Origin of the sequence: Sphingobacterium phlebotomi (assembly GCF_008180195.1) — a bacterium.
GTDB lineage: Bacteria > Bacteroidota > Bacteroidia > Sphingobacteriales > Sphingobacteriaceae > Sphingobacterium > Sphingobacterium phlebotomi.
Map to the genome: position 1 here is coordinate 133,900 of NZ_VTAV01000001.1, position 25,447 is coordinate 159,346.

A 25,447-nucleotide genomic window follows, 5' to 3' on the forward strand; every position below is an offset into this window, starting at 1 on the left:
TTGTATCCGAAAGCAAACACTTTTGGAATCGTTTTTTACTTTTAACCGAGCTTTAGCGAGCTCATCTTTAGATAATTTTTACTTCAATCATGTACAAAACATTAAAACCAGCATTAGAAAAAGAGCTTGCAGCGATTAAAGAAGCAGGTTTGTATAAAGAAGAGCGCATTATAGTGACACCGCAGGGAGCAGATATCAAGGTCAGTACAGGGCAGGAAGTCATTAATTTTTGTGCAAATAATTATTTGGGTTTGTCTTCTCACCCGAGAGTGATAGAAGCAGCAAAGAAAGCCATTGACCAATATGGCTATGGTATGTCGTCCGTCCGTTTTATTTGTGGAACACAAGATATACATAAGGAATTGGAACGTAAAATATCCGAATTTTTGGGTACAGAAGATACCATTTTGTATGCAGCAGCATTTGATGCAAACGGTGGGGTCTTTGAACCATTGCTTGGCGCGGAAGATACTATTATATCCGATGAACTGAACCATGCCTCTATTATAGATGGCGTGCGTTTGTGCAAGGCGCAGCGCTTCCGATACAAAAACTGTGACATGGAAGATCTGGAAACGCAATTGAAGGTGGCTTCGGGAGCTCGTCATAAAATTATTGTAACCGATGGAGCGTTCTCCATGGATGGGGCAGTTGCGCCGTTGGATAAAATTTGTGATCTGGCAGACCAATATGAAGCGTTGGTAATGATTGATGAGTCACACTGCTCGGGTTTTATCGGGAAAACCGGTCGGGGGACACATGAGCTGTTTGATGTGATAGATCGTGTGGACATCATCACGGGGACCCTCGGAAAGGCATTGGGAGGAGCATCAGGTGGTTTTACGTCAGGTCGTAAAGAAATCATTGATATGTTGCGTCAACGTTCCCGCCCATATTTGTTCTCGAACACGCTGGCTCCGGCAATTGCAGGCGCTTCTGTCGCAGTATTAAACATGTTGAGTGAAACAACTGAGCTTCGTGACAAACTCGAAAATAATACGAAATATTTTCGTGAAAAGATGACAGAAGCAGGTTTCGATATCAAACCCGGTTTTCATCCGATTGTTCCGGTGATGTTATATGACGCTAAATTGGCACAGGAGTTTGCTGCTAAGATGTTAGCCGAAGGGATTTATGTAATAGGATTTTATTATCCCGTTGTGCCACAAGGAAAAGCTAGAATCCGTGTGCAGATTTCGGCGGCGCATGATCGCGAACATCTGAATAAGGCAATTGCTGCTTTCACAAAAGTTGGTAAAGAACTCGACGTAATAAAATAATAATCTAAAAAATAAAAATTTGAGGTGTAAAATGGTTATCTTTGCACCTCAAATTTTTTATAATACATTATCGCTCAATGCAAAACATCAGAAATATTGCGATCATCGCACACGTTGACCACGGCAAGACAACCCTCGTTGATAAAATCCTACATTATACAAATCAATTCAGGGATAACGAGAATACCGGAGAATTGATTTTGGATAACAATGACCTGGAACGTGAGCGAGGTATCACGATTGTGTCCAAGAACGTATCCGTAAAATATAAAGATACCAAAATCAACATTATCGATACGCCAGGTCACGCCGATTTCGGTGGAGAAGTGGAGCGTGTATTGAAGATGGCGGATGGGGTAGTGTTGTTGGTGGATGCGTTTGAAGGGCCTATGCCACAGACTCGTTTCGTTACGGGTAAAGCGCTGGCATTAGGAATTAAACCGATCGTCGTTGTGAACAAAGTCGACAAAGAAAACTGTCGCCCAGATGAGGTCTACGAACAAGTGTTTGATTTATTCTTCAATTTAGGCGCAACGGAAGAGCAACTGGATTTCCCGGTATTATACGGTTCGTCTAAACAAGGTTGGATGTCTACGGACTGGCAGCAACCCACAACAGATTTTACAGAGTTGCTCGAAGCTATTGTTACACATATACCGGCACCGAAAGTTTCTGAAGGTACGTTGCAGATGCAGGTCACGTCGTTAGACTACTCTACGTTTGTTGGACGTATTGCTATCGGCCGTGTTGCGCGTGGTACAATCAAAGAAAATCAACCCGTTTCCTTGGTGAAGCGTGACGGAAAAGTTGTGAAATCCCGCGTAAAAGAATTACAGATTTTTGAAGGTTTAGGACGCGCTAAAGTATCGGAAGTAAAAGCTGGCGATATCTGTGCGGTAGTAGGTATAGAAGGCTTTGATATTGGAGATACCATCGCTGATTTTGAAAACCCAGAGCAATTGGAGGTTATCCACATCGATGAGCCAACCATGAACATGTTGTTCACGATCAATAACTCGCCATTCTTCGGTAAAGAAGGTAAGTTTGTGACCTCTCGTCATATCCACGACCGTTTGCAGAAAGAATTGGAGAAAAACCTCGCATTGCGTGTCGTTCCTACGGAATCTCCGGATGCTTGGTTAGTGTACGGTCGTGGAATTCTGCATTTGTCGGTATTGATCGAAACAATGCGTCGCGAAGGATACGAATTACAAGTAGGCCAACCACAAGTAATCGTAAAAGAAATTGACGGGGTTAAATGCGAACCGATCGAAGAGATGGTTGTCGATGTTCCTGCAGATGTGTCAGGGAAAGTGATCGAGCTGGTTACCCAACGGAAAGGAGAGCTACTCGTGATGGAAACGAAAGGAGAAATGCAGCATTTGGAGTTTTCTATCCCATCTAGAGGTATTATCGGACTGCGTAATAATGTATTGACCGCTACAGCAGGTGAAGCCGTGATGGCGCATCGTCTGAAAGGATACGAACCATGGAAAGGCACTATTCCGGGCCGTCTGGCAGGAGTATTGATTTCATTGGATACTGGATCAACAACGGCTTATTCTATTGATAAATTGCAAGACCGAGGACGTTTCTTTGTTGATCCTGGAGCAGACATTTACGAAGGGCAAGTTTTGGGAGAACATATCCGCGATAACGACTTGACGATTAACGTTACCAAGGGGAAACAGTTGACGAATATGCGTGCATCTGGTTCAGATGATAATACACGCATTGCCCCAGCGATTAAATTCTCATTGGAAGAGTGTATGGAGTATATCCAAGCAGATGAGTATATTGAGGTGACACCTCAGTCCATCCGTCTGCGTAAGATTTATCTAACAGAAAACGAAAGAAAAATAAACGCAAAGAAATTCCAATAAATAAAGAACAAACGATTTTTTATATTTTGTAGAGACGCTATAGGCGTCTCTTTTCATTTTAAACATAGCGAGCGGTCATTACATTTTGTTATCTTTAGGTATGGATAAGGATAATGTGGAATGGTTTGCTATAAAAAAACCACATACGGAAGGAAAAATAGAGAAAGTAGAGGTCGACGGTAATAAACTCTGTATTATTTTATGGAATGGAAAGCTGTACGCGACGTCGAGTCGTTGCCCGCATGCAGGTGCCGATCTCAGTCTAGGATGGTGTGAAGATGAAAAAATAGTTTGTTCTTATCACCGGCATCGATTTGATTTGCAAACCGGAAAAGGAGATGAGGGCCAAGGCAACTATATTGATGTATTTCCCCTAAAAGAAGAAAATAACCAATGGTATGTGGGCATTAAGAAATCTTGGTGGAAGCGATTATTAACAAAATAATCTTTACTTTTGTAACGTATGGCTAAAGATCTTCAAGTAACAATTGATAAAGACTCCGGCTTCTGTTTTGGTGTTGTTTATGCTATTGATATGGCAGAAGAAATCCTTGAAGACGACGGATATTTATATTGCTTGGGCGATATTGTCCATAATGATGAAGAAGTAGCCCGTTTAAAAGCAAAAGGTCTACGTATTATCGGTCACGGAGATTTAGCTAGCCTAAAAAATGAAAAAGTCTTGATTCGGGCGCATGGAGAAGCACCTGAGACATATCGTACAGCGTTAGAAAATAATATTACCCTTATTGACGCCTCATGTCCAGTGGTACTCAAACTACAGAATAGGATAAAGACCTCCTATGATGGACAAGAAAAAATCTTAATTTTTGGCAAACACGGTCACGCAGAAGTAATCGGTTTACAAGGGCAAACAAACAATGAAGCAATTGTGTTTCAGGACTTAGAGGAATTGGATCACGTCGAACTTCCTTCGTCGTTTACCTTGTATAGCCAGACCACAAAAAGCGTCGATAAATTTTATGCTATTAAAGCGGAATTACAAAACCGAGGCTACGAAGTAAAAGCCAACGATACCATATGTCGACAGGTCTCCAATCGTTATGAAGATTTAGGTGATTTTGCTCGTCAATATAACAAGATTGTATTTGTGTCCGGAAAGAAATCTTCCAATGGAAAGGTACTTTACGATGTTTGTAAGCAGGCAAATTCTCAAAGTTATTTTATTTCTGACCCCGCGGAATTGGACGAAACGCTTTTTGAACCCAACGATACAGTGGGTATCTGTGGTGCGACGTCAACGCCCATGTGGCTTATGAAAAATGTAAAACAGGCATTGGAGCAGTTTTAAGCTCGGTCATGTTATTCTCATATTATATGCCTTTCCCCCTCTTCCCTGTAATTTATGGTTATTTTTGTAGCAAATGAATAAGAACGCTACAAAGGGAGTTCTTTTGGTGCAACTAGGCACACCGGACAACCCTACAACAGCTGATGTCCGTAGGTATTTAACAGAGTTTTTGATGGACCCTCGGGTGATGGATATTCCGTATCTGGGCCGTACACTATTGGTAAAAGGAGCAATTGTTCCGAAGCGTGCGCCACTATCGGCGGCAACCTATCACACGATATGGGACGATAAAACAGGATCTCCGCTGATGTATTATAGCGAGTTGCAACGTGATTTACTGCAACGTGAACTGGGAGAAGAATACCACGTGGAGTTAGCGATGCGCTACCAAAACCCATCTATTGCCTCGGCGCTTCAGAAAATGGAGGCCATGAGGTTGGAGTCTATTCGGGTAATTCCCCTTTTTCCACAATATGCTTCCGCAACAACAGGCTCGGTTATTGACAAAGTCATGGAAATTATGCGGAGTTGGCAATACTTTCCGCAGGTAACTTTCGTTAGTAACTATTGTGATGATGAGGAAATGTGCGAGACGTATGCCGATCATGCACGCAAGCACACGATAGAAGAATATGATCATGTATTGTTCAGCTATCACGGGTTGCCCGTAAGACAATTGGGGAAAGTTGATCCGACGGGAGCATTGACATGTCCTGATGCTGGTTGTGCTCCTTGTAGGGAAAGTAAGAAAACATATTGTTATCTTTCACAGTGTTATGCGACATCACGTACAATAGCAGCAAAATTGGGTCTCTCCAAAGAGCGATATTCGGTTTGCTTTCAGTCGCGGTTAGGGAAGACTCCGTGGATTCAGCCCTATACTTCCGATACGTTGCATCAAATGGCGGAACGAGGGTTTAAAAAGTTATTGGTATTTAGTCCGGCTTTTGTAGCAGATTGTATAGAAACATTGGACGAAATTCAGGTCGAATATGCAAATGAATTTAAGTCCTTGGGGGGAGAGGAGATCACGATGGTAGAAAGTTTGAATGACGATCCTAAATGGATTAATGTGCTGAAACGGCTGGCGCAGGGATAAAAAGATTGATATGTTATTATTTAACGCGATATTATTACTGATTTTTGATTTTTATATTTTCTTCGCCTTACGTGCGACGAAAATTAAGGCCGCGAAAACGAAATGGTTTTCATATGTGTGGTGGGGCTATTCTATAGGCCTTTTGCTTGGGCTTTATATCTCGACAAAATTTAATATACCGTTGGCATACAGATCCATTATTTTGGTTGCCTTTTTCATGACGGCGGTTAGTAAGTTTATCTTTATCATTATTTTGCTTCTCGACGATATTCGTCGGGGAGGAATATGGGTGGCAAAGCTTTTTTCACCACGTAGAAAGGAAAGTTTACCGGAGCGGTTAGAGGAGCTTTCGGAGCCCTTACCGGAAAAACCGGTGAATGGAATTTCCCGTTCGGAATTTTTAACCAAATCAGGTATATTGGTCGCATCGTTGCCTATATTCCCTTTGTCATGGGGAATGATTTCCGGAGGATATGACTATAAAGTCATTCGACAGAAATTGTATTTGCCGAATCTTCCTGCTTCCTTTCATGGTATGCGCATTGCGCAGATATCGGACGTACATTCCGGATCTTTTTATAATAAGAAAGCTGTACTGGGCGGGATAGAGATGTTGCTTGGCGAAAAGCCAGATGCGGTGTTTTTTACCGGAGATTTGGTCAACAATGTTGCTTCTGAAATGCGGGATTATCAAGATATTTTTACCAAACTAAAAGCAGATTTGGGCGTGTATTCGATATTGGGTAACCATGACTATGGAGATTACTATTTTGGTCGCGAGGATTCTGACGCAAAACGTAAGAACTTAAAACATCTCAAAGAAACACATAAAGTGATGGGATGGGATTTGTTGTTGGATGAGAATCGGGCCATCGAGGTAAATAACGAGAAGATATCCATTGTTGGAGTAGAAAACTGGGGTACAGGCCGCTTTCCGAAGAAAGGGGATTTGAAAAAGGCATTGATGGGAACGGAAGAATCTCCCGTGAAGTTGCTTCTATCGCATGATCCATCCCATTGGAGGGCACAGGTGTTAGATACCGATGTCGATGTGATGTTCGCGGGACATACCCACGGCATGCAGTTTGGCGTTCGTGGAGAACACTTCCAGTGGAGTCCTGCTAAATACGTATACAAAGAATGGGCGGGACTTTATGAAGAACAAAACCAAAAACTCTATGTAAACGTAGGTTATGGATTTTTAGGCTACCCAGGACGTGTAGGAATTCTACCAGAGATTACTGTTTTCGAATTGATAAAAGGAGAGAAGCCAATTCTTTCTTAACGAGTTTAGCGAATACATAAAGTGTAATAATGACACTTTTTTGTCTCTCCTATTTTGTTTTTGCAAAAAAAAGGTGATATTTATAAAAATATAACCTTAAATCATGTTGGACTTTGCAGAACAACCACACAAACGTAAGAATCTGTTAACTGGAGAATATATTCTTGTTTCTCCCCATCGTAGTAAACGCCCTTGGCAAGGACAAGTAGAGGATTTAGCACCGGACAACCGTCCACAGTACGATCCCAAATGCTATTTATGTCCAGGTAATACGCGTGCAGATGGTACACAAAACCCCGATTACAAAGATAGCTTTGTATTTGTTAATGACTTTTCGGCACTATTGGAAGAAACATCCATTGAACAGTTTGATGAAGAGCATTTGCTCGTTGCTGAATCTGAAAGAGGAATATGTAAAGTTATCTCCTTTTCTCCGCGTCATGATTTGACACTTCCTCAAATGGACTTACCCGCCATTAAGGCAGTAGTAGATCTTTGGCAAAAGGAATTTCGGGAACTTTCGGCAAAAGAATGGATAAGATATATTCAGATATTTGAGAATAAGGGCAGCATCATGGGATGTAGTAATCCACATCCACATGGTCAGATTTGGGCGGAAAGCTCATTACCCGTAGAGATAGAAAAAGAGAGTGCGCAACAGAAGGCTTATTTCAAACAGCACGGGCGTACGCTCCTTAAAGATTATGTAGCGCTCGAATTGAAAAAAGACGAACGTATCATCATCGATAATGAACATTTTGTGGCGCTTGTTCCCTTTTGGGCGGCCTGGCCTTATGAAACGATGATTATCAGTAAACGACCTGTACCGTCTATTTTAGCGTTTACGGAAGAAGAGAAAGAAGACTTTGCGCGTACATTACAGGAACTAACTATTCGTTACGATAATATTTTTAAGACCTCTTTTCCTTATTCGGCGGGTATGCACCAATCGCCCGTAAACTCGGGAGACCACCCAGAATGGCATTGGCACATGCATTTTTATCCGCCGCTGTTACGTTCAGCTACCATAAAGAAATTTATGGTGGGGTATGAGATGCTGGCTACGCCGCAACGTGACATTACTCCAGAGCAAGCAGCGAATACATTAAAAGAACAATCTACGATTCATTACAAAGGATAAATACATGATTTCGAAACAGCAAATAGAAGAAAAATACGCAACTGTTTTTGGATATGCTCCTACACACGTAGTGCGCTCGCCGGGAAGAATCAATATCATCGGCGAACATACCGACTATAACGAAGGTTTTGTGCTACCTACAGCCATTGATAAAGCGATTTATGTAGGAATAGGAAAACGAGATGACGATTTAATCCGCTTATATGCCGAGGACTTTGCAGCATATTTTGAAATTCCGTTAACCGAAATACAGCCTGTAGAGCAGGGTTGGCCAAACTATGTACTTGGTGTGGTGCATCAGCTTCAGTTGAGAGGTGCAAGTCTGGGAGGATTTGATATGTACATTGATGGCGATGTGCCTTTGGGGGCCGGACTGTCATCTTCTGCTGCGCTGGAATGTGCCGTGGGATTTGCACTAAACGTACTCTTTGATTTGGAGATAGAACGCGTGGATATCGCGAAAATAGGGCAGCAGGCAGAGCACACGTATGCCGGAGTGAAATGTGGTATCATGGATCAGTTTGCATCGGTAATGAGCAAAGCCGATCACGTAGTGAAGTTGGATTGTCGTGATCTTTCCTTTTCATACAAGCCTTTAGCGTTAGGCGATTATGCCATCTTATTGTTGAATACAAATGTCAAACATTCGCTCGCATCATCAGCTTATAATGACCGCCGGGCGTCCTGTGAAGAGGGTGTACGCTTGGTACAGCAACAATTTCCCGAGGTGAAGAGTCTCCGTGATGTGACTTTGGATATGTTGGAAGCCCATGTAAAACCGGTTGATTTGGATGTGTATACGAAATGTCGGTTTGTCATAGAAGAGAACGAGCGATTGAATAGTGCGTGTGAAGCATTGGATCAGGGAGATCTGGAAACGCTAGGCCGGCAGATGTTTCGGGCGCACGAAGGGTTGAGTCAAGAGTATGAAGTAAGCTGTCCCGAACTAGACTTTTTGGTAGATTATGTAAAATCTTTCCCGGAGGTAATAGGCGCTCGAATGATGGGCGGTGGTTTTGGTGGGTGTACCATCAACTTAGTGAAGAAATCTTTTCAGGATTTATTGGTTGAACGGCTAGCCCCTATTTATCAGAAACAATTTGATCTAGAATTAACGGCTATCAAGGTCATTCCTTCTAACGGTACGGAATTGTTGTAGACAATTCCTCCGTTTTATTGCGTTGCTCGTTGCCATATATCTTCAAATTTGTAAGCATAATCGTCTCCCATCAATTGTCGATAGTTCTCTGCGAAACGCTTATAGAAAGGCAGCGCACGGGATTCTAGTTTTCCTTTATATAATGCATAAAGCCCTTGTTCCAAGGCTAGTTCATTGGCCGCATCGATGGTAAGTAAGGTGTCTGCTGCACGAAATAACGAAGACCAATCCTTATATTCCCGGCTTTCGATCATACACTTTTGAAGTCTTTCGATCAGCATACTTTCTATATCATGTTTGGATTTGTCGAATACGGGATCGTCCATGCCCAATAAGAATTCACCACGTCCAAGAATACTCAAAATTTCGGAAGAAAGAACGTCAGTACCCTGTGTAAGGAGCCTCTTCAGATGCCAATAATCGCAGTAGCAGGTCGGCTCGAATACCACACGATAATGCCCCTCTTCATAAATAATTTCTACCCCGTCCAATTCGCTTAATACTTTCCTAAGATTATTTATAGCTACGCCTCTAGAAGTCTTAGCCTTATCTTTAGGTTTGTCTGGCCATAGCAAATGAGTAAGCAGATTGGAACTAATGCCCGTTGTGTAGCTATGGAACAGGACTAAACAAAAAACCTGTTGCAATCGCGCACTGAACAGATGAGAAATATCCATCCCTTGTTTATCCACGACGGTGAAATCTCCAAAAAGATAAATACGATTTGTCTGCGGTTGTTCGGGTAATTTTGGTTCATTGTGTAATACTACCGGTTTGGGCTGCTTGGTGTGACGATAATAAATCTGGTACGCTAAAGCACCGATGCAAAGCGTACCAAGGACCATGGCATAGAATCCTATATTTCTTGGTGTATTCGGACCAGGGAAGGCATAGAGTTGGGATTCGCTAATAGCTGGAAAATCTAAACTATACACCGTAAGGGTGGATCGTATATCATCATCCGATTCCTGCACTAGCGCAATGAGTTTCTTGAGGTGTGGATCAAAATGTAAATCAGCATGTGTACTGATCTTATCGGAATAGATAGCAATCGAGTCGCCTAATTCTTCATATTGACCATCGTGGATGGCGAACCGACGTAGTTTGATAAACGAGTGTGTTAAATGCTCGGGGTATCCAAGCATGTAAATCCAATTTGAATCAGGGATAGCCAGTCCGCGGGCCGGCACAAAAAGGCTTTCCTTCCAATTTAGATCCCAAAGTTTTGTTGTTATCCCAGTTGTCGGATCTAACATGTATAGATCGTAGAAATATTTCCGCCCTACGATATGCTGTCCCGACTCATTACCCATACCCCCAAAAATATAGATTTTCTGATCAGCCTCTGACCTACCTATAGAGGTGAAATATCGCGGAAAAATAGAGTCTCCGCGCGTATCCTGAGGTCTAGACCAACTTTTTTCCGTTAGATCATAAAAAAGCAAATCGTTGCTATAAACCATGTTTCCATATCCACCAAATAGCAGTAATTTACGGCTATCGGCTAAAAAGTGTGAAGCATGATGATTCAATTCTCGTTGCAAGTCGTCGCTGCTTTCTATTCTCCAACTAAAATCATTTAAGTCCAAGCTAACGACGGTCGGACCCGTATAAGTTGCCTCGTAATATGTTTCATAGATATACAACCTGTTCTCTTCAGGATCTATAAAGCTGTTTCCAAGTTTAAGTTTCAGAGGACAGGGCGTGTGAAAACGGACACTCCGTTTAATGCCTGTCTGTACCTCATAAATCTGTAAAGAGTCGCTATTGAAGTAATAGATAGATTTTCTTTTTAAATCATAAGCTGATCCCGAGGGGCTTAAAGAGCGCATAGCAATATGGTTATGCCAATGAAAAGCATCGTTCAATAACCAGGTTCCGTTTGTAACTTTTCCCATCACTTCACCGGAGGCATTATGCAGTTTATTTCCCGAGCTTTCAAGTAAAGGGAAGACAATCTCTTTTTCCTTGTTGCCAATGCGGAAATTTCGAAGTGAAAAAGAAGGAACATCAATCATGTAATCGCTACGTCCAAACGTTACGTTGGGAGAGTAAGGTGACTCGATGGGTACCTCTGCAAACTGTGGTGCTTCGTCGGCAATCTGTAGCTTGATTTGCCCCTTCTGTAGATCATACTTAATACGTACTGGAAACCAATGTCGGTCGTTCAGATACTTAAGCGCAATTCGCATCGTAATCAAACTATTTTTACCCTCTTCATTAAGGCGAAATATGGCTTGACTTTCTTCTTCCTTATAGTGTAAATTAAAAATAGAGCCTTGCGTTTCTTCTTTAATCCGAACAATGTAACCCATCGTACTATCTCTAGGCAGTTGTAGGTCAAAATCAATGGCAAACGAATTGTAAAATGTGGGTGCTGCATCGGAAAAAAAAGTGACAGAAGTACGTTTTTCTATAGGTTGGCTACTTCCGGTAAACCGGATACCTTGTCCAAAAGCAGGGCTTTGAACAACCAGCGAAATCATTAGAATGAGAAAGTAAAATAGAAAAGATTGTACTCCGTAAATGCACATGTTTCGGTTTATCACTGCCATAAATGTGATGTACAATTTATAACTTTTGATACAAATGTAACGAATATAACACAAAAAAATTAAGGAAGCATAGAAGAAAAAAGCGGGGCTAGAAAGCTTCCTAGAACATAAATATGCAAAAATAAAGTAGGGGTTAATGTTTTTGTCAGCGGTTAAATCTTGTTTTTAACCCTAGTTTTAATCCTTGACTTCCTATTTTGTGTATGAAATACGTCGAAAAGCGATTTCACCAATTTTAAATTTTGTGTTATAAACTTAATCAATCTCGAAATGAAGATTTTTATTATCGCCATTTATTGTACGATGCTATGGAGCGTTGCTTCGGTAACCGTCGTGTTATCGGGGTGTGCTCGGAATCCGTCACCTCCTGATATGGAGGGGGAACCAGCGGTAAATAATCCCCATGTTTTAGCTTTACAAAACCTGCAACGTTCTATAGATCTAATCGATGTAACCATTACACATTATTTTGACCCAGAGACCTTCGAGATGCGACGCTTTTACAATCCATTTACCAAAGTGAAATCTGAAGAGCGGGCTTCTGTTTGGATGTATACCGCCGGAATTGAAGCGATCAATGCTGCGCTGTTGGGACTTCAGCAGGCCCAGGAGGTAGATGGGAACAGTTTGTACGATGATCATTACGAACGCTACCTAACGCTGCTAGATAACATGTATGCGAATGCAGACTATTATCTTGGCACTTTTGAACTCGTTTCCTATACCCAGACGAAGGAATGGTCTGTATATGCTGTTGATCGAGTTAATCAGAAAGGTCAAGCAAACGTTACCGGCGTTTTGAATGTGTATGACGATCAAATGTGGTTGATCCGCGAATTATTAGACTCCTATAAACTAACGGGCAAAAAGGGATACCTGGAAAAAGCCGAGTATTTAACGGCTTATGTGCTGGATGGATGGGATGTAACCCGCGACAGCAATGGAAAAGAAAATGGAGGAATACCTTGGGGACCAGGCTATACGACGAAGCATGCCTGTAGTAACGGACCATTGATCAGTCCGCTAGTTTGGTTGCATGAAATCTACAAAGATAAGTCTGACGAGATTGAGCATCGTTATATAGATGAAGATGACAAACAAACCCGTCGAACGGAACAGTTGGAAAAACAACAATATTATCTTCAATATGCACAATTAATTTACGATTGGCAGAAACGTAACTTGCTCGATGCGGATGGTGTGTACACGGATATGATGGGCGGTTGTGTGCCAAACTGTGACGTACGCTACGAAGAAGTGGATGGTATACGATATCGTGCAAACACACCACTGACCGAAGCAGTAGGCGAGGCTTATACCTATAACAGCGGAACGATGCTGTCGGGCGCAGCGGATTTATATCGCGTAACCGGAGAAGAGAAATATGCAACGGATGGTCGCGAGCTGGCCAAAAATAGTTTCAAACAATTTGCTTCTTTGGGAAAAGATGTTCCACAGTATTACAGCTTCGAAACGGAAGGATTCAGAAACTGGTTCAATGGTATCCTTATGCGTAGCTACCATGAAGCGATTTTGTTGGATGTTAATATCGGAGATTATTTGACGGCCTTTCAACGGAATCTGGATTATGGTTTTGAACGTTTTCATCACGATGGTTTCCTTCCTACCAATTTGTTGAAAGGTTGGGCAGAAGAAAAAGAAGGGCAGGGTGTCGAAGGCATGTTCATGTTTACCTATGCCGCACAGTACGCCATCTTAGGAAAACATCAATTGACGTCTGATCTGTAAACGCGAAAACCAACATATTATTTAGCTAATCATCATTTTTCCACCTATAAACTAAACCAGAATGAATTTAAGCTTTGAAAAACGAAAACCCCTACATGGAATGGCCATCGTATTGGCATTTCTGCTGCTACCAGGGTGGCTATGGGCGCAAAGTCAGGTTTCAGGGGTTGTGACAAGTTCCACCGGTCAGCCACTGATAGGCGTATCCGTACTCGTCAAAGGTTCATCGCCTCAACTTGCTACCAGTACCGATCTGGAAGGACGATATTCCCTTCAGGTACCCAGCGAGGCGGTACTCCGATACACCTTTGTGGGTTACCGGACCTTAGAGGAACAAGTCGGTAATCGCAGTCGAGTTGATGTCCAGTTAGAAGCGGACGACTCCACGCTGGACGAAGTTGTAGTCGTAGGATACGGTACACAAAAAAAAGTAACGTTAACTGGGGCTGTTTCAGGCGTTAAAGGTACAGAAATGCGGGCCACCAAAAATGAAAATCCGCAAAATATGCTGACAGGTCGTATTGCCGGTGTTCGCGTATGGCAAAAAAGTGCCGAACCGGGTAATTATTCGGCAAATTTTGATATCCGAGGGATGGGAGCGCCATTGGTGATTATTGACGGTGTGCCACGTTCTATAGAAGACTTTCAGCGCCTAAATCCAAACGATATCGACGACATTTCGGTACTAAAAGATGCCTCGGCATCTATATACGGCGTTCGCTCTGCAAACGGTGTTATGCTGGTCACAACCCGTAAAGGTCGAGAGGGTGCTGTATCTGTTGGTTACAACGGATCTTTTACCTTCCAAAAACCTTCCAACATGCCCTTTTTAGCCGATGCCTTTGAGGCCATGACACTGTACAATGAAAAATCGATGAACAATATAAATGGGGGGAGTATAATCTATACCGAAGAGGATTTTGAAGCCTTTCGTAATGGAAGCAGGCGTTCTTCGGACTGGACTTCACTCATCTTTTCCGATGTATCTCCCCAGACATCCCATGATCTGAGCATATCCGGAGGAAGTACTAAAACCCAATACTATATTGGAGCGGGATATGCTTCTCAGGAAGGGTTTTTCAAAACCGGGGATCTGAACTATAACAAGATGAACCTGCGCACGAATATCACAACGGAGATTGTCAACGGTTTAAAATTTGATATCAATCTGGCCGGAATGGCCGATCAACAGAACAACCCTTATTCCAGTTCGGTAGATATTATCCGAAATTATTGGAGACAGGGTATGTTATTTCCCGCCTATGCTGATCCGGAAGGGACCATGTTGAACTACGAAGGACTAGATCTGGAACAGAATACTGTTGCCATGATCGATTCGGACATTTCCGGCTATCGGAAATACAAGAAAAAAACGTTCCAATCCTCTGCAGCACTGAACTACGATTTCGGAACGCTATCCGAATCCTTACAAGGATTTACGGCGAAAGCGTTGTTATCCTATGACTATCGTACGGATAACAATAGTATCTTCCGAAAGGAATATGATCAATATGCTTTTGATCCGATAACCAATAGCTATCTCCAAAAAACCTACGAATTGAGCAGTCCAAATCGTATGCGACGCGAATTCTATGAAAAGCAACAGATATTAAGTCAAGTTACCCTAAATTACGATCGTTTATTTGCCGAGAAGCATCAAGTCGGCGTGGTATTGGGCTGGGAGACGCAGAAGAATGACGGGGATAATTTTTATGCGTTGAAGAATTTGGCCTTTCCCTCTGATAAATTATTCTTGGGAATGGAAGATGGTCGGATGACCGGTATGTCGGACGGACTGTCCGACTATTATGAGGAAGCCAAACAAGCGGCACTCGGACGGGTGAATTACGATTATAAAGGACGCTATATCGCAGAATTTCAGTTCCGCTATGATGGATCTTCTCGTTTTATTAAGGGAAATCAGTGGGGATTCTTTCCTTCAGGGTCAGCCGCTTGGCGTATATCCGAGGAACCTTTTTTCCAGGCTATCGAAGCCCTCAATTTCGTTGATCAATTTAAGATTCGCGCGAGTTATGGTGTTTTAGGCAATGACTTGGACGTAAATAATAATTGGGATTTTGGTTGGATTGGCGGATATGAGTATCCCGCTACAAGCGACAATGCGGAAAATGGCTATTATAATCACTACGTTCCAGGCTACGTGTTTGGTAATCAATTCATAACAACAGTTAGCCGCAAAGCGTTTGCTAATCCATCTATAACATGGTTTGAATCAAAAACCTTCAATGTGGGTGTGGATATGGATGCTTGGAATGGCAAATTTGGTTTTACATTGGATTATTTTGACCGCCGGCGCAGCGGGCTTTTTCAGCGTCGCACGTCGACCTTTCCCACCGTGATCGGTGCATTGGCTCCCCTGGAAAATGTAGACAGCGACCAGCACGTGGGACTGGAGTTGGAATTGCGGCACCGTAACCAAATCGGCGACTTTGGCTATAGCATCAAGACCATTGCTACAGTAACACGAAACAAATATCTCTTTGGAGCAGAAAAAGGTCCATGGAAAAATTCATATGATCGCTGGCGCAACGATAATCTGAACAACCGCTATCAGGGTATTCAATTTGGTTATGAGTCGGACGGACGCTTTATGGATTGGAACGATATTCGGACGTATCCGATCTACACGGAGCGGGACATCTTACCGGGTGATTATAAGTACGTTGATTGGAATGGTGACGGGGAGATCAGCGGCTTGGATGAACATCCCTTTGCATTTGACCAAACACCTTGGGTAAATTTTAGCGCGAATTTGCAAGCTAACTATAAGAACATCGATCTGACGATGTTGTTCCAAGGATCCGCACTCGGCTCGATGGAATACAAAGAACCTTTATATAGTATCTGGGGAACCAATGGCGGAGGAACGTTGACACAATATCTGGATCGTTGGCATCCCGTGGATCCAACCGCCGATCCGTATGATCCAAGTATAGTCTGGGAGCAAGGTCATTATGCCTTTACAGGACGGTACCCAAGAACAAATTCGGAGTTTAACCGAGTGAGCACGAGCTATCTTCGCTTAAAGAGCCTGGAGCTGGGCTACACTTTGCCCACGTTCAACAAGCATCCGAATATGCGTTTACGCGTCTTTGCAAACACGTACAACCTGTTTACCATTACTGCAGTGAAGTTTGTAGACCCGGAGCATCCCGATGATGATCTGGGGCGGATGTATCCTTTGAATAAAACCTATACCATGGGCGTTTCCATGACTTTTTAACGCTTAATAGAGGAAAGAAAATGAACAGAAAAAGATTTTTATCGATATGGACAATAATAGCCGGTGCGGCTTGTATGTGTCTGAACGCCTGTGTGGATTTAGACATTACACCCAAAAATGTGGTTGCAGATGATGACGTGCTAAGTACAGACGCGGGTGTAAATATTTACATGGCACGTATGTATAGTTTGATGCCTTTCGAAGACTTTAAGTATACGGCGCAATGGGGCTTTGAAAACAACGGATGGTTGAACTCCGCCGGTATAGAAGGCACGGGTGAGGCAGTCAATCGCGAGGGACTTTCAGCCGCATTTACCAGCGAGCGCACCCCTTACTGGAATAAAGGCTTTGAACTGATTTTGGAGGCGAACTATCTCCTCGAGAACCTACCGAACTTTAAAGAGAATTTCAGTGAAGAGCTATATAACCATTATCTTGGGGAAGCGTATTACGCCCGTGCCACCGCATTTTATACGATGGCTAAACGTTTTGGAGGTATTCCATTGGTGACTAAAGTTATACCTTATCCAGCCAGTTCAGAAGAAATGGAAGTGCCTCGGGCAACTGAGGAAGAAACCTGGGATCAGATTCTGGAAGACTTTGACCAAGCTGTCGAGCTGATGATGGAAGAATCGCCCATAGAAGGATATTCAAACAAATATGTAGCTTTGGCATTCAAATCGGAGGCTATGCTCTATGCAGGTAGCGTAGCAAAATACAATCAAGATGTATCCGGTCGTCTGACCGGACTAGGGCGTAAAACCGGTGTCCGTGTGATTGGTTTTGACGCAACAACCTGGCAGACGGCTTCTATTCGTTATTTTACGGAAGCTTATAAAGCCGCTAGAGAAGTGATGCAAGACGGAGGTTATTCGCTCTATAAAAAGCGTTGGACTGCGGATGATCCGGAGGCACAATACCAAAATATGGTCGATATGTTTTCTGACTTGAGCAGTCCGGAAAATATCTATGTGAAACAATATATATTCCCCACGACGACGCATGCGTTCGATGCTTATAACCTTCCTTTTACTTTTCGGGCACCATTAGCAAGCGGTACCTGTCCGACATTAGACTTTATAGAGCTCTTCGATGGTTTTGATCGTTATCCGGACGGCAGTATTCGGGTTACGAATGGCGACCAAAATGCCTCGGGAAATTACTTGATGTTTGATAGCCCTTTGGATTTTTTTAAGGATGCGGAACCACGTTTACGTGCTTACGTGATCTTTCCGTCAGACGAATTCAGAAATAAACAGATTGACGTACGTGCGGGTGTATATATTGGAGACACACCCATCAAGCCCTTCTTTTCGAACTACGCCTATAACACCGCGGACACACGATACCAGAATCTATCTATCTATAATGGATCGTCTAAGAGCCTGTACCTCAGTCCGCGTGAAGGTGGTAGCCAAGAGATTGTAGACTACAACGGAAAGCAAATGACGGCGGCAGGGCAGGAAGGGCCATTCTATGACAACGGAGAAGCAACCGTGACGGGGCTTTATCTGCGCAAATGGCTGAATACCGATCCAAATGCCGAAGGAGGAGAAGGAAAGTCTGCACAGCCTTTTATTCTGATGCGCTATGCCGAAGTATTGTTGAATGCCGCAGAAGCCGCTATAGAGCTTCGTTTGGCCGACGCTACCTCGCCCGATGGCAGTGACTTCTTACAGGTAGCGACCGATGCAGTAAATGAAATCCGCGAACGTGCAGGCGCTAATTTGCTACAGGGAACGCTGACGGCTGATATCGACGGTCGTAATACGGTGCGCAAAGAACGTCGCAAGGAGCTGGCCTTTGAGCATAAATCGAAATGGGACATACGACGTTGGCGTGTAGCTCATTACGAAGGAAGGGATGGTTTTTGGGGGGAAACGCGTGATAAAAACAAGTTCAGCAATAATGAAAACTATCGCTTCCGCGGCCTCTATCCGTTTTTTTCGACAAAAACAGGTAAATATTTCTTTGATGCCCGCTTTCAATGGGTAGCATCAAAAACTTATGGATATACACCGTTGAACTATTATTTTGAAATACCGGGGGGTGAAGTCGCGAAGAGTGCTGTTATTGATCAACAACCGAATAGATAAGGATTTAGAATTGAAAAATATGAACAAGATAATACAGAGTGGGCTGTTATGCTTCGTTATGCTAATCAGCTCATGCAGCCTATTTGAGCCGGATAATTTCGATGCACCAGACGTCGCATTGGAAGGGCAGGTAGTGGATATATTGACAGGAAAACCTGTATTGACCGATCAAGGATCGGAAGGAATCCGTGTACGCTTGACAGAATTAAGTTGGGGCGATAATGTAGAACCCAACCCCGACTTCTATTGTATGCCCGATGGTACTTTTCGGAATACTAAACTCTTTAAGGGCAACTACCGTATTACGGTTGACGGACCTTTCATTCCTTTGATACGTGAGGATGAAGACGGTCGCGAACTGGCTGACGAAAGTATCGTTATGGACCTGCAGAGCGATCATCAGATTAAATTCGAAGTGCAACCCTTTTTGCATGTAGAATGGGTTGGAGAACCTACGGTTGAAAATGGCAAAATCATCGCACAGGTGAAAGTCTCTAGAGCTGTAAGTCCCGAAGACTTCAGAACGAAAGTGGAACCTATGGGGAATTATAACGATGATTTCCTAAATATGACCGATATTCAATTTTTCGTAAGCTATTCCTCCAGTGTAGGTTACCGCGCCCGCGACGAGCGTTGGTCGAGTCGCGTAGATTACTCGGGTAATTCGTTTGATCAGCTATTTGGCGAAACAATTACCTTGGAGTCTAATGGTGAGATCCCTGCAGGTCGGACCGTATTTATCCGTGCGGCAGCCCGAATCAACTACGATACGCCGGCAGGTAGCGGAACAAAGCGTTGGAACTATAGTGAAGCGAAAGAAGTATTGGTCGATTGATGAACAGATTGATAAATTAAACGGATGATCATGGTAAATTGGAGAATATTAATTGGGGTGGGATGCCTGCTAGGAATCAATGGGCCGCTTATCGCTCAAAAAAAGGAAGAGCAGGTAAAAACCACTTTTCAGACGTCTCGAGAATGGCGACCAACAATCGATAATCGGGCCGATGCGGTTATGATCTATGGTGTGGGGGGGAATCCTTCGGACAAAAACAAACGGGTGCCGTTCGAAGACCGGGTGAAATCGTGGAAAGATAAAGGATATATTATTCATTTCATGACCGGGATTGCCTGGGGCGAATATCAAGATTATTTTACAGGACAATGGGATGGAGAATGGCATTTGGATGAAGGACAAGTGACGCAAGCACAAGATACCATTTGGCATGGGCACCTGGTTCCCTACATTGTACCTACGGATAATTTCCTTAAATATCTGAAGGAAAGACATGTGAAACCTGTCATCGATGCTGGAATCGACGCCATCTTCATGGAAGAGCCGGAATTCTGGGCACGGGCAGGCTACAGCGAATCGTTCAAAAGGGAATGGAAGAAATATTATGGCTTCGACTGGCGTCCACAACATGAATCTCCAGAGAACACCTACCTTTCTAATAAGCTCAAGTATCACCTCTATTACAAGGCGCTGAACGAGGTGTTTACCTTTGCCAAAGCATACGGAAAATCCAAAGGCATGGATGTGAAATGTTACGTTCCCACGCATTCACTCGTCAATTATGCACAATGGATGATCGTTTCTCCTGAGGCTAGTTTGGCATCTTTGCCTGTTGTGGATGGCTATATCGCACAAGTTTGGACGGGAACTTCACGGGAACCCAACTATTTTAATGGAAAAGAACGGGAACGCGTTTTTGAAACAGCATATCTGGAATACGGTTCGATGGAGTCCATGACCGCGCCTACCGGTAGGAAAATGTTCTTTTTGACCGATCCTATTGAGGACTGTGCTAAGGATTGGGTAGATTATAAAACCAATTACCAGGCAACTTTTGTAGCGCAATTGCTCTATCCAAACATTGCCGACTATGAGGTTATGCCTTGGCCAGAGCGAATTTACGAAGGTTTGTACCGGACAAATCCGAACAGTGACCAGAAGGAACGTATCCCGCGTCATTATTCCACGCAGATGCAGGTTATGATCAATACATTGAACCATATGCCGCTGAGCGAAAATAAATTGTCGGGAAGCGAAGGGATCTCGGTGTTGATGGCAAATTCGTTGATGTTCCAACGTTTCCCAACACACGAAGGATACGATGATCCGCAGTTGGCAAACTTTTATGGTCTTGCTCTCCCTTTTCTTAAACGTGGTGTACCGGTAAAAACGGTACATATAGAGAACCTCGGTTATAAAGAAGCACTGGCGGATACTAAAGTGTTGCTCATGACCTATGCCAACATGAAGCCGTTGGATCCAGCGGCGCATGAGCACTTGGCGGCATGGGTGCATGCCGGAGGACAGCTCATCTATAGCGGAACTGATAGTGACCCGTTTCAAACGGTTCAGGAATGGTGGAATACCGCAGGCAATACATATAAGGCTCCAGCTGATCATCTTTTTGAAAAAATGGACATTAAGCGCGGAGCGGACAGCGGCGTCTATGCATATGGTAAAGGATCCGTACAGATTATCCGGATGGATCCAAAAGATTATGCACTCAAAGCAAACAATAGTCAACAGTTGGTCGATATTACACAAGAACGTTATCGAGCTTCTGGCAGCGGCGCCATAGCGTTCAAAAACAACTTTTACCTACAGCGCGGACCATTTGAGTTGATCGCTGTGATGGACGAAAGTGTCAGCGAAGAAAACTATACAATCCGGGGTACGCTGATCGATCTGTTTGATCCAAAACTTCCCGTATATAGTACGCGATCTATTTCTCCTGGTCAGCAAGCGTACTTTTTTAATATTGATTTAGTCAAGGACAAGCAAAAACCACAGGTCCTGGCTGCTGCTAGTCGTGTTTATAACGAAAAAATAGCTAAAGCGAGTTATTCTTATGTGGCCAAAAGCCCCATAGAAACGACAAACATCTCCAGAATACTGCTTCCAAGGCTACCGAAAAGTGTAACAATCGATGGAAATGAGGTCTTCGATCAAAGAAACTGGGATGAGGCATCAAAAACATACCTGCTGGGCTTTGAGAATAATCCCGATGGTGTCGAGGTAGCGTTTGTATGGTAAACTGATCATATGATGGTCATCATTATAGCAATTAAATAAGTAAAATTTATGAAACAAAATTCTTTTTTTCTGATAACCCTATTATGGATGGCGTGTATCCAAAAAATATGCGCACAATCACCCGATCCTGTTGATTACGTAAACCCATTGGTAGGTACTTTATCTAAATATGAACTTTCAACAGGGAATACCTATCCAGCTATCGCCCGACCCTGGGGTATGAACTTTTGGACACCGCAGACCGGTAATATGGGTGACGGTTGGATATATACCTATACCGCAGATAAAATTAAAGGTTTTAAACAGACACACCAGCCGAGTCCTTGGAATAACGACTATGGGCAATTTTCACTGATGCCTATCACGGGGCAGCCGGTGTTCGATCAGGATGCACGGGCGAGTTGGTTTTCACATAAAGCAGAAATCGCAAAGCCATACTATTATAGCGTATTCCTTGCGGATCACGACGTTACAACAGAATTCAGTCCATCACAACGTGCTGTCGTATTCAAGTTTACCTTTCCGAAAACCGATAGTGCCTATATCGTAATCGACGCTTTTGACAAAGGGTCCTTTATCCAACTTATACCAGAAGAAAATAAGATTATCGGATATAATACCCGCAATAGTGGCGGAACACCGGAAAACTTTAAGAATTATTTTGTAATCGAATTTGACCAGCCGATGGACAGTCATTTCGTTGTGAAGGATGGTGACATGAAAGCTGAAGGCTTAGAAGTAACCGCGGATCATGCAGGAGCAATTGTCGGTTTCAAAGGATTGAAAAAGGGACAACAGATAATAGCTCGCGTAGCCTCGTCGTTTATCAGTTTTGAGCAAGCGTCGCTGAACCTCAATGAAGTACGTGAAAAATCTTTGGAGGAGGTTGCCCGTGAAGGGCGTATCCAGTGGAACGAGGTGCTCGGCCGGATCCGTATCAAAGATCAGGATATCGATCGCCTCCGCACCTTTTACTCCTGCTTGTACCGTTCTACACTCTTTCCACGGGATCTTTCGGAAATAGACGCCAAAGGAAACCGCGTGCATTATAGCCCCTATAACGGTCAGGTATTGCCAGGAGAGATGTTTACCGATACAGGGTTTTGGGATACATTTCGAAGTCTTTTTCCGTTGTTGAATCTGCTTTATCCTTCCATGAACGACCGTATGCAAGAGGGACTCGTGAATGCCTATAAAGAAAGTGGCTTTCTGCCGGAATGGGCATCGCCCGGGCATCGTGCTTCCATGATCGGAAATAATTCGGCATCTGTTGTCGCGGACGCATACCTCACAGGACGAAAAGGCTACGATCCGTTGGTCCTGTGGGAAGCCGTACAATGGGGCGCAAATAACGTGCATCCCAAGAATACGTCAACCGGACGATATGGACATGAATTTTATAACGAAGTAGGGTATATTCCTGCAGATGCAGGTATTTCGCAGAATGCTGCCCGGACATTAGAATATGCCTACAATGATTGGTGCATTTATCAGTTTGGAAAGGCTTTGGGACGCCCGGAAGCAGAAACTAGTGTATATGCCAAACGAGCGCTAAATTACAAGAACCTCTATGATCCCTCCACCAAGCTTATGCGCGGAAAGAACAAAAATGGATCATTTATAGCGAATTTTGACCCGAGTGCCTGGTCCGAAGAATTTACAGAAGGGAATTCATGGCATTGGAGTTTCTGTGTCTTTCATGATCCACAAGGATTGATCGACTTAATGGGGAGCGATGAGGCTTTTACCGGCATGTTAGATACCGTCTTTATGGTGCCTAGTCTGGAGGGGATGAAAAGCCGCGGGATGATCCATGAAATGCGCGAGATGCAGATTATGAACATGGGGCAATACGCGCATGGTAATCAGCCTATACAACATATGCCGTATCTCTACAACTATTCAGCGGCCCCATGGAAGACACAATATTGGGTACGGGAGATTATGGATAAGCTTTACTCTGCTGCTCCTGACGGCTATTGTGGGGACGAGGACAATGGGCAGACTTCTGCCTGGTACGTGTTTTCATCGATGGGATTTTACCCCGTTGCGCCGGGATCAGGAGAATATGTGTTAGGATCACCACAGTTTGACGAAGTAACACTACAACTGGAGAATGGAAAAACAGTAGTCATCTCAGCGGAAAATCAATCAAAAGAAAATGTATACGTTGATCAGCTACGTGTAAACGGCAAGAATTATACACACAATTTCTTGCGTATAGCCGATTTATATAAAGGTGCTAAGCTAAATTTCAGTATGTCTGCGCAGCCGAATCTATCCCGAGGTAAGACAAAAGAAGATAAACCTTATTCGTTTTCAGATGAATTCTGACAAGGTTTACTAATTTTACTCGAATATATTTGTATCCCAAACATAAAAATATGATGAAACGAGTCTTTCTTCTTCTATTAAACTTGATGACATTAGCTGCTTCTTTAAAGCTGTTCGCACAAACGGCAGATTTTGATAGCTATGCAAGGGCTCAGGAAACACTTAAAATCATTGAAAAGCTTTACGCGGTAAGGGATGGAAACAACCTTTTCCGTGAAACATATCCGTATGACGATGCATACAATGCCAGTTATCTAGGAGGCGGTGCCGACTCCAATAAGTCAAATCCTTATGCTTACCTTTGGCCTTTTTCGGGGAGTTTATCCGCTTATACGGCATTGTTGGAAAAATCTCATGATGCAGGTGTGAGAAAACATCTTGATGATTTTATATTGCCGGGGCTAGAACAATATTACGACAAAAGACAGCCGGCGGCCTATGCGTCTTATATAAATTCAGCACCATTGTCTGATCGTTTTTATGACGATAATATTTGGTTGGGCATCGATTTCCTCGATCTATATCTACACACTAAAGAAAAATCGTATCTCGATAAAGCCAACGAAATATGGGACTTCGTAGAAAGTGGTATGGATAATAAATTAGGAGGCGGAATTTATTGGTGCGAGCAGCGTAAGGAATCAAAGAATACCTGTTCGAACGCACCAGCTGTGGTTTATCTGCTTAAACTTTATGAAGCCACAGACTCCACGCATTATCTCAATAAAGCAAAAAGCTTATACGAGTGGACCAAAAATAATTTACAAGATTCCAGTGATAGGTTGTATTGGGATAATATCAATTTGTCGGGAAAGATCGATAAGACCAAATATCCCTATAACACAGGTCAAATGATTCAGGCAGGTGCATTATTATATAAATTAACCAAAGAACAACAGTATTTGCAAGATGCGCAAAAGTCGGCACTAGGAGGATTCACCTATTTTTTTGATGCATCTAAAAGTAAGGAGAAGGGGCTATTATATCCTTTATTAAAAAGAAGCGACAACTGGTTTATCGCGGTGATGTTAAGGGGTTACGTGGAATTATACCATCAAGACCAAAACAAACAATATGTGGATGTGTTCAACGCAAATCTAGCCCATGCTTGGGAAAATATGCGGGATGAAGATGGGCTTTTCGGCAAAGACTGGTTGGGAAACGAAGAAACTGCTATAGGCAAACGATGGATCTTAGATCAATTTGCTATCGCTGAAATGTATGCCCGATTGACGAGACTATAGATTTGTTGATTTTTTAA

Annotated in this window: 16 protein-coding genes; 15 read left to right on the top strand and 1 reads right to left on the bottom strand. The window is 43.1% G+C overall.

Annotated features, from left to right (window positions below; translation table 11 throughout):
- Positions 1-89 precede the first annotated feature (89 nt).
- From kbl to galK, 8 genes are all read left to right on the top strand, one after another.
- Entirely contained in the window at positions 90-1,280 is a 1,191-nt protein-coding gene (kbl, locus tag FXV77_RS00530; protein ID WP_148917276.1) for a glycine C-acetyltransferase, read from the top strand.
- A 77-nt stretch (positions 1,281-1,357) separates the two neighbouring features.
- Positions 1,358-3,163, top strand: a complete 1,806-nt coding sequence (gene typA, locus FXV77_RS00535; RefSeq protein ID WP_148917277.1) for a translational GTPase TypA — start codon at positions 1,358-1,360, stop codon at positions 3,161-3,163.
- Positions 3,164-3,263: 100 nt separating this feature from the next.
- Entirely contained in the window at positions 3,264-3,608 is a 345-nt protein-coding gene (locus FXV77_RS00540; RefSeq protein WP_148917278.1) for a Rieske (2Fe-2S) protein, read from the top strand.
- An 18-nt stretch (positions 3,609-3,626) separates the two neighbouring features.
- Positions 3,627-4,475: a 4-hydroxy-3-methylbut-2-enyl diphosphate reductase gene (locus FXV77_RS00545; RefSeq protein WP_148917279.1), complete on the top strand. Its 849-nt coding sequence runs from the start codon at positions 3,627-3,629 to the stop codon at positions 4,473-4,475.
- Positions 4,476-4,548: 73 nt separating this feature from the next.
- A complete protein-coding gene (hemH, locus tag FXV77_RS00550; protein WP_148917280.1) occupies positions 4,549-5,574 on the top strand; it encodes a ferrochelatase in 1,026 nt (341 codons plus the stop codon).
- A gap of 10 nt (positions 5,575-5,584) precedes the next feature.
- Complete coding sequence (locus tag FXV77_RS00555; protein ID WP_148917281.1) at positions 5,585-6,859, top strand: metallophosphoesterase; 1,275 nt, start codon at positions 5,585-5,587, stop codon at positions 6,857-6,859.
- A gap of 103 nt (positions 6,860-6,962) precedes the next feature.
- The gene (locus FXV77_RS00560) at positions 6,963-8,000 is read left to right on the top strand and encodes a UDP-glucose--hexose-1-phosphate uridylyltransferase (RefSeq protein ID WP_148917282.1); all 1,038 of its coding nucleotides are present in this window, start codon (positions 6,963-6,965) and stop codon (positions 7,998-8,000) included.
- A gap of 4 nt (positions 8,001-8,004) precedes the next feature.
- Entirely contained in the window at positions 8,005-9,159 is a 1,155-nt protein-coding gene (gene galK / locus FXV77_RS00565; protein ID WP_148917283.1) for a galactokinase, read from the top strand.
- 14 nt (positions 9,160-9,173) lie between these two features.
- Here the strand turns inward: galK and FXV77_RS00570 are convergent, their stop codons facing one another.
- Entirely contained in the window at positions 9,174-11,714 is a 2,541-nt protein-coding gene (locus tag FXV77_RS00570) for a Kelch repeat-containing protein (protein ID WP_148917284.1), read from the bottom strand.
- Positions 11,715-11,984: 270 nt separating this feature from the next.
- Here FXV77_RS00570 and FXV77_RS00575 point away from each other — a divergent pair, with 270 nt between their 5' ends.
- The 7 genes from FXV77_RS00575 (at position 11,985) to FXV77_RS00605 (ending at position 25,430) form a co-directional block, all read left to right on the top strand.
- Positions 11,985-13,463, top strand: a complete 1,479-nt coding sequence (locus FXV77_RS00575) for a glycoside hydrolase family 76 protein (RefSeq protein ID WP_148917285.1) — start codon at positions 11,985-11,987, stop codon at positions 13,461-13,463.
- Between the two features lie 61 nt (positions 13,464-13,524).
- Positions 13,525-16,707: a SusC/RagA family TonB-linked outer membrane protein gene (locus FXV77_RS00580; protein ID WP_148917286.1), complete on the top strand. Its 3,183-nt coding sequence runs from the start codon at positions 13,525-13,527 to the stop codon at positions 16,705-16,707.
- 20 nt (positions 16,708-16,727) lie between these two features.
- Positions 16,728-18,803 (top strand): RagB/SusD family nutrient uptake outer membrane protein, encoded by a 2,076-nt coding sequence (locus tag FXV77_RS00585; RefSeq protein ID WP_148917287.1) that lies wholly within the window; start codon positions 16,728-16,730, stop codon positions 18,801-18,803.
- Positions 18,804-18,822: 19 nt separating this feature from the next.
- Positions 18,823-19,638, top strand: a complete 816-nt coding sequence (locus FXV77_RS00590; RefSeq protein ID WP_148917288.1) for a DUF3823 domain-containing protein — start codon at positions 18,823-18,825, stop codon at positions 19,636-19,638.
- A 30-nt stretch (positions 19,639-19,668) separates the two neighbouring features.
- The gene (locus FXV77_RS00595; RefSeq protein ID WP_148917289.1) at positions 19,669-21,852 is read left to right on the top strand and encodes a hypothetical protein; all 2,184 of its coding nucleotides are present in this window, start codon (positions 19,669-19,671) and stop codon (positions 21,850-21,852) included.
- Between the two features lie 48 nt (positions 21,853-21,900).
- Positions 21,901-24,186 (top strand): GH92 family glycosyl hydrolase, encoded by a 2,286-nt coding sequence (locus FXV77_RS00600; RefSeq protein ID WP_148917290.1) that lies wholly within the window; start codon positions 21,901-21,903, stop codon positions 24,184-24,186.
- 50 nt (positions 24,187-24,236) lie between these two features.
- On the top strand, positions 24,237-25,430 hold the full coding sequence (locus FXV77_RS00605) for a glycoside hydrolase family 76 protein (protein ID WP_222867675.1): 1,194 nt from the start codon (positions 24,237-24,239) through the stop codon (positions 25,428-25,430).
- Positions 25,431-25,447: the final 17 nt, after the last annotated feature.